Source organism: Xanthomonas sp. NCPPB 4467, from assembly GCF_041475665.2.
Lineage (GTDB): Bacteria > Pseudomonadota > Gammaproteobacteria > Xanthomonadales > Xanthomonadaceae > Xanthomonas > Xanthomonas dyei.
Window position 1 is genome coordinate 2,839,194 of record NZ_CM191260.1, and the last position, 16,104, is coordinate 2,855,297.

14 protein-coding genes and 1 pseudogene are annotated in these 16,104 nt (G+C 62.8%); 3 read left to right on the forward strand and 12 right to left on the reverse strand.

Annotated features, from left to right (window positions below):
• Positions 1 to 108 precede the first annotated feature (108 nt).
• Together guaB and folD are read right to left on the reverse strand one after the other, a co-directional pair.
• Positions 109 to 1,566 carry an IMP dehydrogenase gene (gene guaB / locus ACCQ06_RS12420; protein WP_104615599.1) on the reverse strand — a complete coding sequence of 486 codons (1,458 nt, stop codon included), beginning with the start codon at positions 1,564 to 1,566 and terminating at the stop codon, positions 109 to 111.
• A gap of 92 nt (positions 1,567 to 1,658) precedes the next feature.
• Positions 1,659 to 2,543 (reverse strand): bifunctional methylenetetrahydrofolate dehydrogenase/methenyltetrahydrofolate cyclohydrolase FolD, encoded by an 885-nt coding sequence (folD, locus tag ACCQ06_RS12425; RefSeq protein ID WP_104615598.1) that lies wholly within the window; start codon positions 2,541 to 2,543, stop codon positions 1,659 to 1,661.
• Between the two features lie 49 nt (positions 2,544 to 2,592).
• Here folD and ACCQ06_RS12430 point away from each other — a divergent pair, with 49 nt between their 5' ends.
• Positions 2,593 to 2,913 (forward strand): DUF1244 domain-containing protein, encoded by a 321-nt coding sequence (locus ACCQ06_RS12430; protein ID WP_228324824.1) that lies wholly within the window; start codon positions 2,593 to 2,595, stop codon positions 2,911 to 2,913.
• Between the two features lie 446 nt (positions 2,914 to 3,359).
• Here the strand turns inward: ACCQ06_RS12430 and ACCQ06_RS12435 are convergent, their stop codons facing one another.
• The 10 genes and pseudogenes from ACCQ06_RS12435 to cmk form a co-directional block, all read right to left on the reverse strand.
• Positions 3,360 to 4,283: an IS110 family RNA-guided transposase gene (locus ACCQ06_RS12435; protein ID WP_316685869.1), complete on the reverse strand. Its 924-nt coding sequence runs from the start codon at positions 4,281 to 4,283 to the stop codon at positions 3,360 to 3,362.
• Between the two features lie 818 nt (positions 4,284 to 5,101).
• A pseudogene (locus ACCQ06_RS12440) lies at positions 5,102 to 6,454 on the reverse strand (cation:proton antiporter domain-containing protein); the annotation flags it as partial.
• 168 nt (positions 6,455 to 6,622) lie between these two features.
• Positions 6,623 to 7,516, reverse strand: a complete 894-nt coding sequence (gene galU, locus ACCQ06_RS12445; protein ID WP_104614610.1) for a UTP--glucose-1-phosphate uridylyltransferase GalU — start codon at positions 7,514 to 7,516, stop codon at positions 6,623 to 6,625.
• Positions 7,516 to 9,423 (reverse strand): polysaccharide biosynthesis protein, encoded by a 1,908-nt coding sequence (locus ACCQ06_RS12450; RefSeq protein WP_228325539.1) that lies wholly within the window; start codon positions 9,421 to 9,423, stop codon positions 7,516 to 7,518. The genes galU and ACCQ06_RS12450 overlap by 1 nt, the downstream gene beginning before the upstream one ends.
• A gap of 13 nt (positions 9,424 to 9,436) precedes the next feature.
• On the reverse strand, positions 9,437 to 10,411 hold the full coding sequence (locus ACCQ06_RS12455; RefSeq protein WP_316685870.1) for an MraY family glycosyltransferase: 975 nt from the start codon (positions 10,409 to 10,411) through the stop codon (positions 9,437 to 9,439).
• A 266-nt stretch (positions 10,412 to 10,677) separates the two neighbouring features.
• Complete coding sequence (gene lapB, locus ACCQ06_RS12460) at positions 10,678 to 11,856, reverse strand: lipopolysaccharide assembly protein LapB (protein ID WP_039409755.1); 1,179 nt, start codon at positions 11,854 to 11,856, stop codon at positions 10,678 to 10,680.
• Positions 11,857 to 11,862: 6 nt separating this feature from the next.
• Positions 11,863 to 12,168: a lipopolysaccharide assembly protein LapA domain-containing protein gene (locus tag ACCQ06_RS12465; protein WP_104614612.1), complete on the reverse strand. Its 306-nt coding sequence runs from the start codon at positions 12,166 to 12,168 to the stop codon at positions 11,863 to 11,865.
• A 67-nt stretch (positions 12,169 to 12,235) separates the two neighbouring features.
• Entirely contained in the window at positions 12,236 to 12,547 is a 312-nt protein-coding gene (locus ACCQ06_RS12470; RefSeq protein ID WP_046962676.1) for an integration host factor subunit beta, read from the reverse strand.
• Positions 12,548 to 12,633: 86 nt separating this feature from the next.
• On the reverse strand, positions 12,634 to 14,319 hold the full coding sequence (gene rpsA, locus ACCQ06_RS12475) for a 30S ribosomal protein S1 (RefSeq protein ID WP_104614613.1): 1,686 nt from the start codon (positions 14,317 to 14,319) through the stop codon (positions 12,634 to 12,636).
• Between the two features lie 184 nt (positions 14,320 to 14,503).
• Positions 14,504 to 15,187: a (d)CMP kinase gene (gene cmk, locus ACCQ06_RS12480; RefSeq protein WP_316685871.1), complete on the reverse strand. Its 684-nt coding sequence runs from the start codon at positions 15,185 to 15,187 to the stop codon at positions 14,504 to 14,506.
• 172 nt (positions 15,188 to 15,359) lie between these two features.
• On the opposite strand from cmk, the gene ykgO reads away from it, so the two are divergent.
• Positions 15,360 to 15,485 carry a type B 50S ribosomal protein L36 gene (gene ykgO, locus ACCQ06_RS12485; protein ID WP_005913193.1) on the forward strand — a complete coding sequence of 42 codons (126 nt, stop codon included), beginning with the start codon at positions 15,360 to 15,362 and terminating at the stop codon, positions 15,483 to 15,485.
• A 211-nt stretch (positions 15,486 to 15,696) separates the two neighbouring features.
• The gene (locus ACCQ06_RS12490; RefSeq protein ID WP_316692588.1) at positions 15,697 to 16,038 is read left to right on the forward strand and encodes a hypothetical protein; all 342 of its coding nucleotides are present in this window, start codon (positions 15,697 to 15,699) and stop codon (positions 16,036 to 16,038) included.
• The last annotated feature ends 66 nt before the right edge of the window (positions 16,039 to 16,104 follow it).

Sequence of the window (16,104 nt, forward strand, 5' to 3'; positions counted from 1 at the left end):
TCGAGAATCGGGATTGGGGAATCGCAACAACAACCGCGGCGCCGGCCGCTATCGGACGAGGAAGCGGCGGGCTCTTACGATTCCCGATTCGCGATTCCCCATTCCCGATCATCCAGCGCGATAGTTCGGCGGCTCTTTGGTGATCTGCACGTCGTGGACGTGGCTTTCGCGCTGGCCGGCACCTGTGATGGTGACGAACTTCGGCTTGGTGCGCATCTCTTCGATCGTGGCGCAGCCCACATAGCCCATGGTCGCGCGCAGGCCACCGATGAGCTGATGAATAATGCCGCCGACCGAGCCGCGATACGGCACACGCCCTTCGATACCTTCCGGCACCAGCTTGTCGGCGTCGCTGGAATCCTGGAAATAGCGGTCCTTGGACCCCTTCTCCATCGCGCCCAGGCTGCCCATGCCGCGGTAGCTCTTGTAGCTGCGGCCCTGGAACAACTCGACTTCGCCCGGCGCTTCTTCGGTACCGGCCAGCAAACCGCCGACCATCACCGTGGACGCACCCGCCACCAGCGCCTTGCCGATGTCGCCGGAATAGCGGATGCCGCCGTCCGCGATCAACGGAATGCGGTCCTGCAATGCCTCGGCCACCATGTCCACCGCGGTGATCTGCGGCACGCCCACGCCTGCAACCACACGCGTGGTGCAGATCGAACCCGGGCCCACGCCAACCTTGACCGCGTCGGCGCCGGCATCCATCAATGCCAGCGCTGCGTCGCCGGTGACGATGTTGCCGCCGATCACCTGCAGGTGCGGATAGGTCTTCTTGACCCAGGCCACACGGTCGATCACGCCTTGCGAATGGCCGTGCGCGGTATCGACGATGACCACATCGACGCCGGCAGCCGCGAGCAGCTCGATGCGCTGTTCGGTATCGCCACCGACACCGACCGCCGCACCGACCAGCAACCGCGTGGACGCATCCTTGGCGGCGTTGGGGTTGTCGGTCTTCTTCTGGATGTCCTTGACCGTGATCAGCCCGCGCAGTTCGAAGCTGTCGTTGACCACCAGGATCTTTTCGATGCGGTTGCGATGCAGCAGCTCGAGTACTTCCTCATCGCTGGCGCCTTCGCGCACGGTGATCAGGCGATCTTTCTTGGTCATGATGTGGCGGACCGGATCGTCGAGCTTCTTTTCGAAGCGCATGTCGCGGCTGGTGACGATGCCGACCAGTTCGCTGCCGTCCACCACCGGCACGCCGGAGATGTTGCGCGCGCGCGTCAGCGCGATCACTTCGCCGATGGTGGTGTCCGGGCTCACCGTAAACGGCTCGGTGATCACGCCGGACTCGAACTTCTTCACCTTGGCCACTTCGGCCGCCTGCTGTGCAGGGGTCAGGTTCTTGTGGATGATGCCGATGCCGCCCAACTGCGCCATGGCCACCGCCAGGCGGTGTTCGGTCACCGTGTCCATCGCGGCCGACAGGATCGGCAACTTCAGACGCAGATCGCGGGTCAGCCGGGTTTCCAGGCTGACATCCTTGGGCAGGACGATCGAATGAGCGGGGACGAGCGAGACGTCGTCGTAGGTGAGAGCTTCAGCCTGGATGCGGAGCATCGGCGGACCCGAGTTTGGGGAAGCGCGGCATTTTACCCTGAAAGCCTTCACGAAGACACCACGCAGCCGCAATGCTGCGTTACACCGGTTGCTCAACCCGCAGCGTCGGCCGCTTCCAGGGTGTTCTGCATCAGCGTAGCCACCGTCATCGGCCCCACCCCGCCCGGCACCGGCGTGATCCAGGCCGCGCGCTTTGCTGCCGCATCGAAGCCGACATCGCCCACAAGGCGTCCATCTTCCAGGCGGTTGATGCCGACATCGATCACCACTGCACCCGGCTTGACCCATTCGCCGGGGATCAGCCCCGGGCGGCCCACCGCCACCACCAGAATGTCCGCATTGCGCACGCTGGCCTCCAGCACATCGGCCGGGGTGAACTTGTGGCAGCTGGTCACCGTGCAACCGGCGATCAACAGCTCGAGCCCCATCGGCCGGCCGACGTGATTGCTTACGCCCACAATGGTCGCGTTGCGCCCGCGCACCGGTTGATCGGTATGCGCAAGCAAGGTCACGATGCCGCGCGGCGTGCACGGGCGCAGGCCGAATTCGCGCAGTGCCAGATGCCCCACATTTTGCGGATGGAAGCCATCCACATCCTTGCGCGGATCGATGCGCTGGATCAGCCGGTTGGCATCGGGAATCCCCGGCAGCGGCAGCTGGATCAGGATGCCGTGGATCTTGGGATCGGTGTTGAGCTCATCGATCAACGCCGCCAACTCGGCCTCGCTGGTGCCGTGCGGCAGGTCGTAATCGAACGCTTCGATGCCCACTTTTTCCGCCGCGCGTCGCTTGTTGCGTACATACACCGACGACGCCGGGTCGCCACCCACCAGCACCACCGCCAACCCGGGCCGCGCCTTTCCCGCTGCCATGCGCGCATCCACGCGCAACTTCAGCCCGTCGAGCAGGTCCTCGGCAATGCGGCGACCATCGAGAAGGCGGGCCGGAGCGAAGGCAGCTGGCGCGGAAGCGGTCATGGGGCGTCAGGTGTAGAGTCGAAGGCCGTCTATTGTCCCCGATTCCATCATGACCGACACGACCTCGCACACCGATTCGACCACTACTTCCATCGAAGCGGCCGCATTCCGCCGCCTGCTGCAGCATCTCAACCAGGAGCGCACAGATGTGCAGAACATCGACCTGATGATCCTGGCCGGCTTCTGCCGCAACTGTCTGGGCGACTGGTACCGCGAAGCGGCCGAGGCGCAGGGCCAGCCGATGAGCAAGGAGCAGGCACGCGAGGCGGTCTACGGCATGCCGTTCGCGCAGTGGAAGCAGCAACATCAAAAAGACGCCACTCCCGAACAGCTCGAAGCATTCGCTGCGGCCCAGCGCGCGCACAGCTGATCGCTGGTCAGGGCGCGCGACTGCAGTGACTGCTGCGCGTCCGGTGTGCCTGTCTTGAGACTGCGTGCCATCAGGCGGCGCGCTGCTCCTTGATGCGGTTCGCGGCTGTGGCGCTAGTCCACGCTGGCATTGCGTGCATCGCTTCCACCTAAGTGCTTATTGCTAGCGATGTCTTGTCGATGACCTCAAGATCCGGAAATTTTTGCTGCTTGAGAGAGTTGGGCGCAATGGGTAAACCCATTGCAGAGCACATGATCTGCGAGCTGGCTGCAGGGCCCTTGTCCTCCTACCGGCGCGGGACACGCCGTGAATCCGTCCATGGAGCAACTGTGTTGGTCAGGACCTCAATCCGCGACCTTTGATCAGTTTCCTTCGGGCGTGTTCATCGGTAGGTGCCGGCCGCTGGCTAGCACGCTTTTGCGTTTACTCACGGCCGCCGAGCGCGCTCAGGTGGGCTGCAGAGCGGCTCTTTGATCGCGCACGCGCGCATTGAGGATGACCAGCATCTTGCGCATCACCGCCACGAGGGCGACCTTGCCTTCCTTGCCGCGTGTGCGCAGCGATCTGTAAAAATCGCGCAGACCTGGCTCGTGCCGAGCCGAGGACATCGCCGCCATATACAGCGCCTGCCGGATATCGGCTCGGCCTCCGCCGATCCCCCGTTTACCACGCATCGCGCCGCTGTCGCGCGAGAGCGGGGCAACGCCAACCAATCGGGAGATTTGCTTTCCGTTGAGCGTCCCAAGCTCCGGTAACCGGGACACCAGCACGGCCAGCAGCACCGGACCGACCCCTTTGAGCGTCTTCAACGCGGCCAGGTGCGGTTGCTCGATGAGCAGCGTCTTCAGCTGCCCGGCGATCAGGTTGTCTAGCCGCGCCACGCTGCGCACAAGCTGGTTCACGTTGCCCTGCAGGATCTTTCGTAGCGCTTTTTCCGCAACCTGCAGCAACTGCTGCCTTGCTGCTTTCAGCAGTTCGACCAGTTGCCGACGGGCACGTACATGCTCGCCCAGATCGCGCTGCCAGGGTTCCAGTGGAACATACCGATGGAGTTCCATCTTCTCGGCCATGCAGGCCAACATGGCCGCGTCCAGCCGGTCAGTCTTGGCCAGTCCCAAACCGTTGGCCAGGTTGCGTGCCCGTTGTGCATTGACGCGCGCTACCGGCAGTGCGGCGTGATGCAAGGCATCCAGCGCTGCCAGCTCGTAGCCCCCGGTCGCCTCCAGCACCACCTGCCGCACCGACAGCGTCTTCAGCCAATCGACACGCTTCCGATGACCGCCTGCAGTGTTGGTGAACTGACGGGTTTGGCCTCGAAAAATGGCAACGTCCAGAAAGTGTTTGCACACATCGATCCCGATTCCGCTCATGGGAAATCTCCGCTAGGCTAAAAATGTCGAGAGCTCCCTCGCTTGCCCAGTCTTATCGTTTCGAGTGTCAGCTCGGGCAACTGTTCGGGCGAATCAAGGGAGAATCCGGCGTGGGTACCAAGCTACATGGCGATCGCTGAGATCCAGGCTCTGACGGCAGCCCACGCCGGCTCTCGACACCTAAACTGCCAGATTCCGAACAGATAAGGCTCTTATGCGGCATCCATGCCGCATAAGGTCCCGCGCCGGTAGGCGGACAAGTTCCAGTCGAGATGGTCGGTGTGCACGGTTGCAAGCAAGGCACCAGCCCCGCCGTTTAGTTACTGACTTTTTATCGCCAAGTGAAGTGCAGTACTGCCAGCTGTTTACCTGCTCACCGACCAACGTCTTGGCTATGCGGCATCCATGCCGCATAAGGGCCCGTGCCGGCAGGCGGACAAGGGCCGGTAGAGATGGTCGGTGTGCACGCTTGCAAGCAAGGCACGCGCACCGCCGTTTAGTTACTGACCTTTCATCGCCAAGTGGAAGCGCAGTAAGGCCAGCTGTTTACCTGCTCACCGACCAACGTTCTGGCGCGGTGCCCTCGCCGCTTGCGGGACCCTGTGGCGGCATGGATGCCGCCACGGAGCGTCCATGGATGGATTCACAGCGTGTCCCGCAAGCGGTGAGGGCACCGCGCGCTCGAAGACGCGACCTGACCACCCGCTGACGGCAACAGGCGCCAAAAGACTGCACTGCCGCCAGTTGCACCCACCTGCACATTCGGTGCCTGCGCAGCCCCACGCCCACCTGACGATCACGGCGTTTTGTCGGCCGCTCTTGGTCTCTTCCGCAGTCTCTTCATCAGCCTGCGTCAACGCATTGCGGTTGAGCGACCGGCTCTCCCGGCGCGGCGGCGTAAACGGCGTGGGCTTGGGCACCGTCGGCGTGATGTTGCCGAACATCAACCCTGCACCGGCACGCACATTCCCGGCAGCGATTTCCAGCTCCAGCTGCTCCGCATCGCGGCGGCGGATCTCGCGGCCGATCATGCCGGCCTCATCCTCGTCCACGCCCAGCTCGACCAGCACCATCTGGCCGAAGGTCACCGCCGACTCGAAGGTTTCGCGGATCTGATAATCCACACCGGCCGCGATCAGCTGCAGCGAATGCTCACGATCGAACGAGCGCACCAGCAGGCGCGCATGCGGGAACTCGCGCATTGCCAGCTCGACGATGCGATTGGCCGCTTCGCGATTGTCGATGCATACCGCAATCGCCTGCGCAGTATGCGCACCGGAGGCATGCAATACGTCCAGCCGGGTCCCGTCGCCGTAATAGATCTTGAAACCGAACTCTTCCGCGCTCTGGATCATCTCGATGTCGTTATCGATGATGGTCACGTCCACGTCGTGCGCCAGCAGCGACTGGCTGGCCAGCTGGCCGAAGCGTCCGAAGCCGATCACCAGCACGCTGCCGGTTTGACCGTTGGCCGGTTCCACACCGTCCAGCGATACCTCCGGCGCGGGCATCAAACGCCGCTGCACCAGCACGAACAACGGCGTCAGCGCCATCGACAGCACCACGATGGCGGTGAGGGTGGCATTGACCTGCGCATCGATCACGCCCGATGCCGCGGCCGCCGCAAACAGCATGAAGGCGAACTCGCCGCCCTGCGCCATCAGCACGCCGCGGTCCAGTGCCTGGCGACGATCGCTGCGCATCACCCGCGCCACCGCATAGATGCACACCGCCTTGCCCAGCATCAGCGCCAACACACCGACGAGGATCAGCCGCCAATCGGCCGCAACCACGCGCAGGTCCAGGCTCATGCCCATGCCCAGGAAGAACAAGCTCAGCAACATGCCGATCCCGGTCAGCACCAGTGCGCACACGCAGATCTGCACGGTGCCCAGGCCGAAGATTTCCTTGCGCAGGCTCCACAGATGCAAAGGCCGTATCTCCAGACCGATCACGAACAGGAACATCAACACGCCCAATTCGGCGACATGCAGGATCGCCTGCGGGTCGTCGAACAGGCCCGGTCCGAATGGCCCGATCGCCAGCCCTGCTGCCAGGTACCCGAGCACCGAGCCCAGGCCCAGCCGTCGGAACAGAGGGATCGCCACCATCGCAGCACCCAGCAGAGCCACCACGTTGATCAATTCACTGGAATGAGCAGGCTGGCTCACGCCCGGATTCTAACGACACGTACGCGCCCACGCCCTGCATCTGCTTGCTTGTTGCACCGACCCGTCTAGACGCCATCGTTTCCGCCAAGGCCTCGCGCTTTGATCGGGAGGCCCAAACGACGAACGACGCCGGGTGGCGTCGTTCGCGATGGAACAGTGGCGAAGCGATCAGCCGCGCGCGTCGGCCTGGGCCAATGCGTTGCGCAAGATTTCCTTCGCCGGCCCACCATGCTTTTCATGCTGAAGCGCGAAGTGCACGGTGGCCTCGATCAAGCCGATGTGCGCGCCGCAATCGAAACGACGGCCTTCGAAGCGGAATGCGTCCACCTGCTCTTTCTTCAACAGCTCGGCAATCGCATCGGTCAGCTGGATCTCGCCACCGGCGCCTGCTCCGGTCGCTTCGAGCAACTCGAAAATCTTGGGGCTGAGCACATAACGACCGACCACGGCCAGGTTGCTCGGCGCCACTTCCGGCTTGGGCTTTTCGACGATCGCATTGATGCGGCCCTTGCGGCCGTCGAATGCGTCGGTGGACACGATGCCGTAGCTGGCGGTCTTGTCGTGCGGCACGTCTTCCACGGCAATGACGCTGCCGCCAGATGCTTCGGCCACATCGGCCATCTGGGTCAGCGCGGCGGCGCCACGATTCCACATCAGATCGTCCGGCAGCAGCACAGCGAACGGCTCATCGCCGACCACGGCCTTGGCACACAACACCGCATGGCCCAGGCCGAGCGCCTCGGCCTGCGTCACAAAAATGGCGCGAACGCCTTCCGGCAATGCATGACGCACCAGTTCAAGCTGCTCCAGCTTGCCTGCACGCTCAAGCTTCTGCTCCAGCTCGTAAGCCTTGTCGAAGTAGTCGGCGATCGAATGCTTGTACCGATTGGTCACGAAGATCAACGTATCGCAGCCGGCCTGGATGGCCTCGTCGACGGCGTACTGGATCAATGGTTTGTCGATGATTGGCAGCATTTCCTTCGGCACCGTCTTGGTCGCCGGAAGAAAGCGGGTCCCAAGACCTGCGACGGGGAATACGGCCTTGCGAATACGCTGGCTCATTACAGTCTTCTGACCTCACGTGCGGGGAATGGAACGACCGTATCAGATCGCGCGTCGACTTTCCGTCGAGCAGCCGCAAAATCCGGCATCAGGCCGCCCAACACAGTCTCCATTGCGTTGATGTCATAGCGATTAACCGCCTCACGCAGACGCGTCACCAGCTGCAGTACCTGCTCGTGCGAGAACTCGCGCACACCGGCTTCCAGAATCTTGGGATGCGCAGTCGGGCGGTAGTCTTCGTCGGAATAGAACAACGTCTCGTGCAGCTTCTCGCCCGGACGTAGACCGGTGTAGAGAATCGCCACATCCTTGCCCGGCTGCTTGCCGGCAAGCCGAATCATCTGCTCGGCAAGCAAGCGGATCGGCACCGGCTCGCCCATGTCCAACGTATAGATCGCGCCATGCGACGCCGATGCAGCTGCCTGGATCACCAACTGACAGGCCTCGGGGATGGTCATGAAGTAGCGCGTCACATCCGGATGCGTCACCGTGACCGGCCCGCCCTGGCGGATCTGCTCGCGGAACAACGGCACCACGCTGCCAGCCGAATCCAGCACATTGCCGAAGCGCACGGTGATGAAGCGCGTTGGCGCATCGCGCGCGTCAAGACTCTGGCAGATCATCTCTGCGTAGCGCTTGCTTGCGCCCAGCACATTGACCGGCTCTACCGCCTTGTCGGTGGAAATGAACACGAAGGTTTCGATGCGTGCACGCTGACACGCACGCGCCACGTTCTCGGTCGCCAGCACATTGTTGCGTACGGCCTCGCGCAGCTGCTCTTCCAGCAACGGCACCTGCTTGTACGCAGCGGCATGGAACACCGCATCCGGAGCAGCGGTGTTCAATGCATGCGCCACCACGGCCGGGTCGCCGCAATCGCCAAGCACCCGCACCACTTCGATATCCGGGAACAGACGACGCAGATCCGAATCGATGGTCAGCAATGCCAGCTCGTCGATTTCCAGCAGCACGATACGACGCGCCCCATGGCGCGCGCACTGACGGCAGACTTCCGAGCCGATCGAGCCGCCAGCGCCAGTCACCATCACAGTCTTGTTGGTCAGCCAATCGCGGATCAGTCGCCAGTCCGGCGTCACCGGCTTGCGATTGAGCAGGTCCTCGATGGCGACCTCTTTCAATTCGCCCGGCAGCGAGCGCCCTTCCAGCACATTGATCAGCTTGGGTACCATCCGGAACGGCAGACCGGTGCTCTCGCAGATCGCCACCACGCGCTGCATGCCGGAGGCATCGAGCGAGGGAATCGCGATCACCAGCAGTTTGGCGGCGGTCTCTTTCGCAATCGATGCGGCCTGATCCAGATTGCCCAGCACGTTGAGGCCCTGGATCTTGGCGCCGTGCAGGTTGTTGGCATCGTCCAGAAAGCCGACCGGCACGAAGGTACCGGTGCGGCGAAGGTCGCGCACCAGACCTTCGGCAGCACGCCCGGCGCCCAGGATCAGCACGCGCTGCGCCGCATCGCCGGAGTGCGCAATCTGATAATCCTTCCAGGCGCGATACAGCAGCCGCGGTGTACCGAGCAGCGCCGACAGCGCAAACGGATAGACCACCAGGACCGACAACGGAACGCCATCCAGGCGGTCGTACGACAACGCCAGCACGATGGCCACCAAGCCGAGGAAACTCGACTTGAAGATATTCCACAGGTCGGGCACCGACGCAAAGCGCCACAGCCCCCGGTACAGCCCCATCTTCCAGAACACCAGGCCCTGTGCCACGAGGACCACGGCGGTGCGCCAGTCCCACAGCGGAAGAGCGGGCGGCTCGCGCAACATCGAGTAACGGCCGGCATGCAGCAGCTGCCAGCACACCCAGACCATCAGAAGGTCGTGTACCACAACTGCCACTTGCGGCAGCGCCTTGGTCAAACGGTCACGCCAGGAAATCATAAGAATCCGTTACTCAGGAATTGCGCAGTCCATCGCGCAGAAAATACCAGCTGGCACTCGCGCCCAGGCCCCACACCACCGCTGCCCAGACTTGCTGACCAAACACATCATGACGAAGTAGCACATACAAGCAGACGGCAGCGACGCTGAAAGCGAAATAAACAGCGGTTACCGGAACGTGCGTCTCAAGCCGTCGTGCCAAACGTTGATAGACGTGTTGGGCGTGAGGCTCCCACCAGCGCTGCCCCGCGAGCATGCGAGACAGCAGCGTGAAGCCGGCGTCCACAAGAAACGCGGTCAGCGGAAGCCAGCCGATCCACCAGCTCACCTGCCCGCCCCCAACACTCAGTGCAAGCAGCGCCGCCAGCACATACCCCAACGCACCGCTACCGCCGTCGCCGAGGAAGATGCGCGCGCGCGGAAAATTGAATGGAAGAAACCCCAGACATGCTGCCGCCACCGCCAGACCGGCCAACGACCAGCCGGCCGGAACCACCAAAGCGAATGCCAACGCGGCCAACGCGGCCTGGCTCGCGGCCAGGCCGTTGATGCCATCCATGAAATTCCAGACATTGATCAGCACGACCGACGCGACCGCGCTGAGAATGCCGTCCACGACGTTACCTGTGGAATAGATGACCAGCGATCCAAGCGATGCCGACGCGGCCAGATGGATCGCAAACCGCAACCTGGCCGACAACGGCCGATGGTCGTCCCACCAGCCCACGCCCGCTACCAGGATCAAGCCGACGGCGAACCAGCCGACCACCAGGCGTACAGCCGGCCACAGCAGGCTGGTCGCGATGCAACCGAGCAGGATCGCCGCCACGATCGCCATACCACCACCACGCGGGGTTGCGACCACGTGGCTGCGTCGCTCGCCGGGCTCGTCGAGCAGACGACGATGCAAGGCATAGCGCCGCAGCAGCCACGTTCCAAGCGCTGCAACGGTCACGTGCAAGGCGCACCAGAGCCAGATCTGAGGCATCAGCGCGGATCACCGTTCTGGAAAACATCGGCACAGGTTTGGCGCATGTCCGACGCAAGCAAAGCAACAAAACACGGCGGCAAGCCGGCCCGGCCGAGAACGAAGCCATTGGGCAGATCACGGCGTGGCAATCCTGGCTGCATCTGCGCCGCTGCGAAGCTGCAGCTTACGCCACAGTCTGATCGACGCCGACGCAAGCTGCGACGGCGCACCACCCCAGAGTCGGTCGGACTCACTGCAAATTGCCAAAAAGACAAAGACACGCCTTACACCACCGCGTAGTTCAACAGCGGCTTGACGGTGCCCCACTCCTTGCAGCTCGGGCATTGCCAATGGTGGGTCTTTGCGCCGAAACCGCAACGGGTGCAGCGGTAGCTGGGGTTACGCACCAATAGCTGGTCGGTGATGTGCTTGAGATCGTTCAAGGTACCGACCGGGTCGCTGCCCTCGGCAAGCGTCAGGTCGATCAGCGCCGACTCGCCGCGCACCGATGGCCGGTCCTTGAGCTGACGGCCGAGATAGGCCAGCGCGGGCGCAACTCCGTCCTGCGCTTCCATCAATTGAGTCAGCGCCAGCACCGGTGCGATACCGCGATAGTGCTCGGTCATCTCCGACAAGAAATTGCGTGCACCGGCGATATCGCCGACCCGTCGATAGGCGGCCATCAAGGCAGGAATGATTTCCGGCAGGTATTCCGGATCGTGGCGTGCGGCACGCTCGAAGGCCCGCACGGCGGCCTCGTCATGGCCGCGCTCGGCTTCGATGCGCCCCTCTAAAATGCCGGCGCGCACGGAGGTTCCGTCGGCCTGGTACGCACGCGCAATCGCCTGCAAGGCTTCATCGGCCTTGCCCAGGCCGCGGTACCGATCGGCCAGCTCGCATTCGAATTGCGAAATCAGCTTGCCCATCGGCTCGCCGGTGACTTCTTCGTAACGGGTGGCGTTGTCGATCGCCTTTTCCCAGTCGCGCTCGGCCTGATAGATGCCGATCAGATGGCGCAGCGCCTGCGGCGCGCGTTGATCCAGCTGCGCAAGCTCGGTGAAGACCGTTTCGGCGCGATCCAGCAGACCGGACTTCATGTAGTCCTCGCCCAGCGCAAGCAGGGCCTGGACCCGCTGCTGGTCGGTCAGGTCGGCACGCTGCACCAGGCCCTGATGCAGACGGATGGCGCGATCGACCTCCCCGCGGCGGCGAAACAGGTGACCCAGCGCGACCTGCGTCTCGAAAGTTTCCTTATCTAGCTCGGCGATGTGCAGAAACAGCTCGATCGCCTTGTCCGGCTGCTCGTTGAGCAGGTAATTCAGACCACGGAAATAGGTGCTGGACAATCGGCTGACCTGGGTATCGCCATGACGCTGGCCACCACGGCGGCCGACGATCCAGCCGCTGAGCGCTGCCAGCGGTAAAAACAGGAAAAACCAGAACCACTCGGTCAGGAAGTCCATACGTGCTTAGAGTCCATCGAGAGGGCGCGGCTCGACTGCGGCAGGCGTGATCGGCCTGGCATCGGCGCGGCTGACCGCAACAGCCTTGTTGGCCTGACGCAGCTTGGAATAGAGAGGAATGACCACACTGACCAGCACCATGCCGGCACCGATCAACACACCGACCAGCAGCGCGACAATGATCGCTACCCCGGAACTCGTGTGCACACTGGAAAACAGGAAATCGAGAGTGATGTCCTGGGAATTGACCGCACCGATAATCAGGCCGACCAACAGGAAAGCCAGCATCACCAGCAAGCGAAACACCTTCATCGCGCGACTCCGTCGGGAAGGCGCCTAGCTTAACCGAGCCGACATAAACGCAGCGGTAGAGCCGTCGTCACTCGGCGGCATCGGCCAGATCGACCGGGACCACGGAGCTGACACGCTCACGCAATTCCTTGCCCGGCTTGAAATGCGGAACATGCTTGCCCGGCAGTGCAACCGATTCGCCGGTCTTGGGATTGCGGCCCAGACGTGGCGGACGGTAATGCAGAGAAAAACTGCCAAACCCGCGGATTTCGATCCGATCACCATCGGAGAGCGCCTGCCCCATCATTTCCAGCAGTGACTTCACCGCCAGATCCACGTCGTCCGACTTCAGATGCGCTTGGCGTCGCGCCAGGATTTCAATCAATTCGGACTTGGTCATGGGAACTTGCTTTTTTCGACTGACACATCGGAATCGGCCCGGGCAAGCCCGGGCCGATCCATCACGCTCGCGAGAGCGCTACGCGCTTACTCGGACTTGTTGCTGTTCAACTGCGCACGCAGCAGCGCGCCCAGCTGGGTCATGCCGCCCGACGCAGCGGAGGACTGATATTCCTCCAGCGTCTCGCGCATTTCGGCATCGTCCTTGGCCTTGATCGACAGCTGCAGGGTGCGGCCCTTACGGTCCATGCCCACGAACTTGGCTTCGATCTTGTCGCCGACCTTCAGGTGCTGAGTCGCATCGTCGACGCGCTCGTTGGCGATATCGCGTGCAGCGACGTAGCCTTCGATGCCTTCGGCCAGGTCGATCGTGGCGCCCTTGGCATCCACTTCACGCACAACGCCTTCGACCTTCGAACCCTTCGGGTTGGACGCCATGTACTGACCGAACGGATCCTGCTCCAGCTGCTTGACGCCCAGGCTGATGCGCTCGCGTTCCGGGTCCACTGCCAGCACGACGGCTTCCAGCGTGTCGCCCTTCTTGTAGTTGCGCACGACATCTTCGCCGGTGGTGTTCCAGCTGATGTCGGACAGGTGCACCAGACCGTCGATGCCGCCGTCCAGACCGATGAAGATGCCGAAGTCGGTGATCGACTTGATCTGACCGGACACCTTGTCGTTCTTCTTGTGGGTCGCAGCGAAGGTTTCCCACGGATTGGCGGCGACCTGCTTCATGCCCAACGAGATGCGGCGACGCTCCTCGTCCACATCCAGCACCATCACTTCGACTTCGTCACCAACCTGCACAACCTTGGACGGGTTGACGTTCTTGTTGGTCCAATCCATCTCGGAGACGTGCACCAGACCTTCGACGCCCGGCTCGATTTCGACGAATGCGCCGTAATCGGTGACGTTGGAGACCTTGCCGAACACGCGGCTGTTGGCCGGGTAACGACGCGCGATGTTGTCCCACGGATCTTCGCCCAGCTGCTTCAGGCCGAGGCTGACGCGGTTACGCTCGCGATCGAACTTCAGCACGCGCACGTCCAGCTCGTCGCCGACGTTCACGACTTCGGACGGATGGCGCACGCGCTTCCAGGCCATGTCGGTGATGTGCAGCAGGCCGTCGATACCGCCCAGGTCCACGAATGCGCCGTAATCGGTCAGGTTCTTGACGACACCCTTCAGGATCGCGCCTTCCTGCAGCTTGTCCATCAGCTGCTCGCGCTCTTCCGAATGCTCGCTCTCGACCACTGCACGACGCGACACCACGACGTTGTTGCGCTTGCGATCCAGCTTGATCAGCTTGAACTCAAGCTCCTTGCCTTCCAGGTAGGCCGGGTCGCGCACCGGGCGCACATCCACCAGCGAACCAGGCAGGAACGCGCGAACATCCTTGATGTCCACGGTGAAACCACCCTTGACCTTGCCGCTGATGCGGCCGGTGATGGTTTCGTTCTTTTCCAACGCTTCTTCCAGCTCGTCCCACACCATCGCGCGCTTGGCTTTCTCACGCGACAACACGGTCTCGCCGAAGCCGTTTTCGATGGAGTCCAGCGCAACCTTGACCTGGTCGCCCACGCCCACATCGATCTCGCCAGCGTCGTTACGGAACTGCTCGATCGGCACGATGCCTTCGGACTTCAGGCCAGCGTTGATCACCACCACGTCGCCGCGCACTTCCACGACGGTACCGGTGACGATCGAGCCCGGCTTCAGCTTGGCCAGATTGGCTTGACTGGCTTCGAACAGTTCAGCAAAAGATTCTGTCATTTGGATTTTACTCAGTTGAACACACGGGCGCCGGTCGTCGGGTTGCGACAGAGACGGACCGCCCAGCCTGTTGGTCGACCCCAACAACGAGTCGGTTTATGAAGTAGTAGAACCGCCACGCAGGATGCGCAACGGAGCTTTGGAACGCCTTACGGTCGGCGGGATCTGCCCGTTTGCGGAACGCTTACGACGACGTGCGATCGGACAACACCCCGACCACACGCTGGACGACATCCTCGATCCCTATTCCGCTGGTATCGATCAGCACGGCGTCTTCGGCCGGCCGTAATGGCGCCACCACCCGCTGGGCATCCCTGGCATCTCGGGCCATGATCTCGCGCAGCAGGTCGTCAAAGATAACCGAAACACCCTTTTCCATCAACTGTTTATGACGACGGCCAGCACGTTCTTCGGCACTGGCGGTCAGGAAAACCTTAAATGCGGCATCTGGAAAGATCACCGTGCCCATATCGCGCCCGTCGGCCACCAGGCCAGGGGCACGTCTGAATGCGCGCTGGCGCTCCTTGAGGGCACTGCGCACCTCGGGAATGGCCGCAATCGCCGAGGCCAGGGCGCCAGTGGTTTCCAGGCGCAGTTCGCCGGTTGCGTCCACGCCGTTGACCAAAACTCGCAGGCCCGCTTCGCCAGCGTCATCGAACTCGACCTTGGTGTCGAAGGTGCAGCGCACCAGCGCAGCCGGGTCGGACACATCCAGATCGGCCCAGCTCGCCGCCACACCCACCGCGCGATACAGTGCGCCCGAATCGAGGTAGTGCCAGCCCAGCCGGGCAGCCACGATGCGGCTGACCGTGCCCTTGCCGGCGCCGGAGGGACCATCGATGGTGAGAACGGGCGAAAGGTCGGTCATTCAGGTTTCCGGAAGGTCATCAGGCGCTAGTGTAGCGCCGCTCGCAGCGATTCGGATGCAACCACTTGAAAGCACGACGAAAAGCCGGTTAGAATTGCCGGCTTAATTGCGGGTGCAGCCTCGATTGCGCGCACTCTCCCATCGAATCCAACCGTTTACGCCGAGGTGTGCCATGAAAGTCCTGTCCTCCCTGAAGTCTGCGAAGACCCGTCACCGCGACTGCAAGGTGGTCCGCCGCCGCGGCAAGGTCTTCGTGATCTGCAAGTCGAACCCGCGTTTCAAGGCGCGTCAGCGCTAAGTAGTTGCTGCGCGTGCAAGACCCGAGAAAGCCGCCTTCGGGCGGTTTTTTCTTGGCCGATGCTTGATGCGCTGCCGTGCGTGGCGCGTTGAGAAGCGATCTGCAGCCACATGCTGGCGTGACCGCCCGACTGGTGCGCATCGCGCCGACGTTTGTCCTGGTTTTTTGCTGTAATCACCATCCGAATCTTGTCCACTGGGGAGTAGATGACATGCGCAACCGTTTGTTTGTGATGCCGCCGATCGTGCTGACAATCGCGCTGATGGGGATCAGTGCCGCCGCTTCTGCCGAAACGCTGCTGGTCGATCGCGTACAGCAAAAGTCCGCCGCCGCCCTGCCCTTGCGCGGCGACAGCATGAGCCAGGTCGAAGGCCGCTACGGTGCGCCGCAGCAGAAGCTCGACCCGCGCGGTGGCCAGAAGCGCCAGTGGCCGACGATCCACCGCTGGGTGTATCCGGCATTCACGGTGTACTTCGAAAAGAGCAAGGTGATCGACGTGGTGGCCAATCAGGCCGATGCCAACGAGATCGGGCCGAAACCGCCGATCCAGTAAGACGCGACATCACCCCGGCCAGCGCGTGCAGACATCGTTCGCTGCACGTCTGGCCAACGCTCGCAG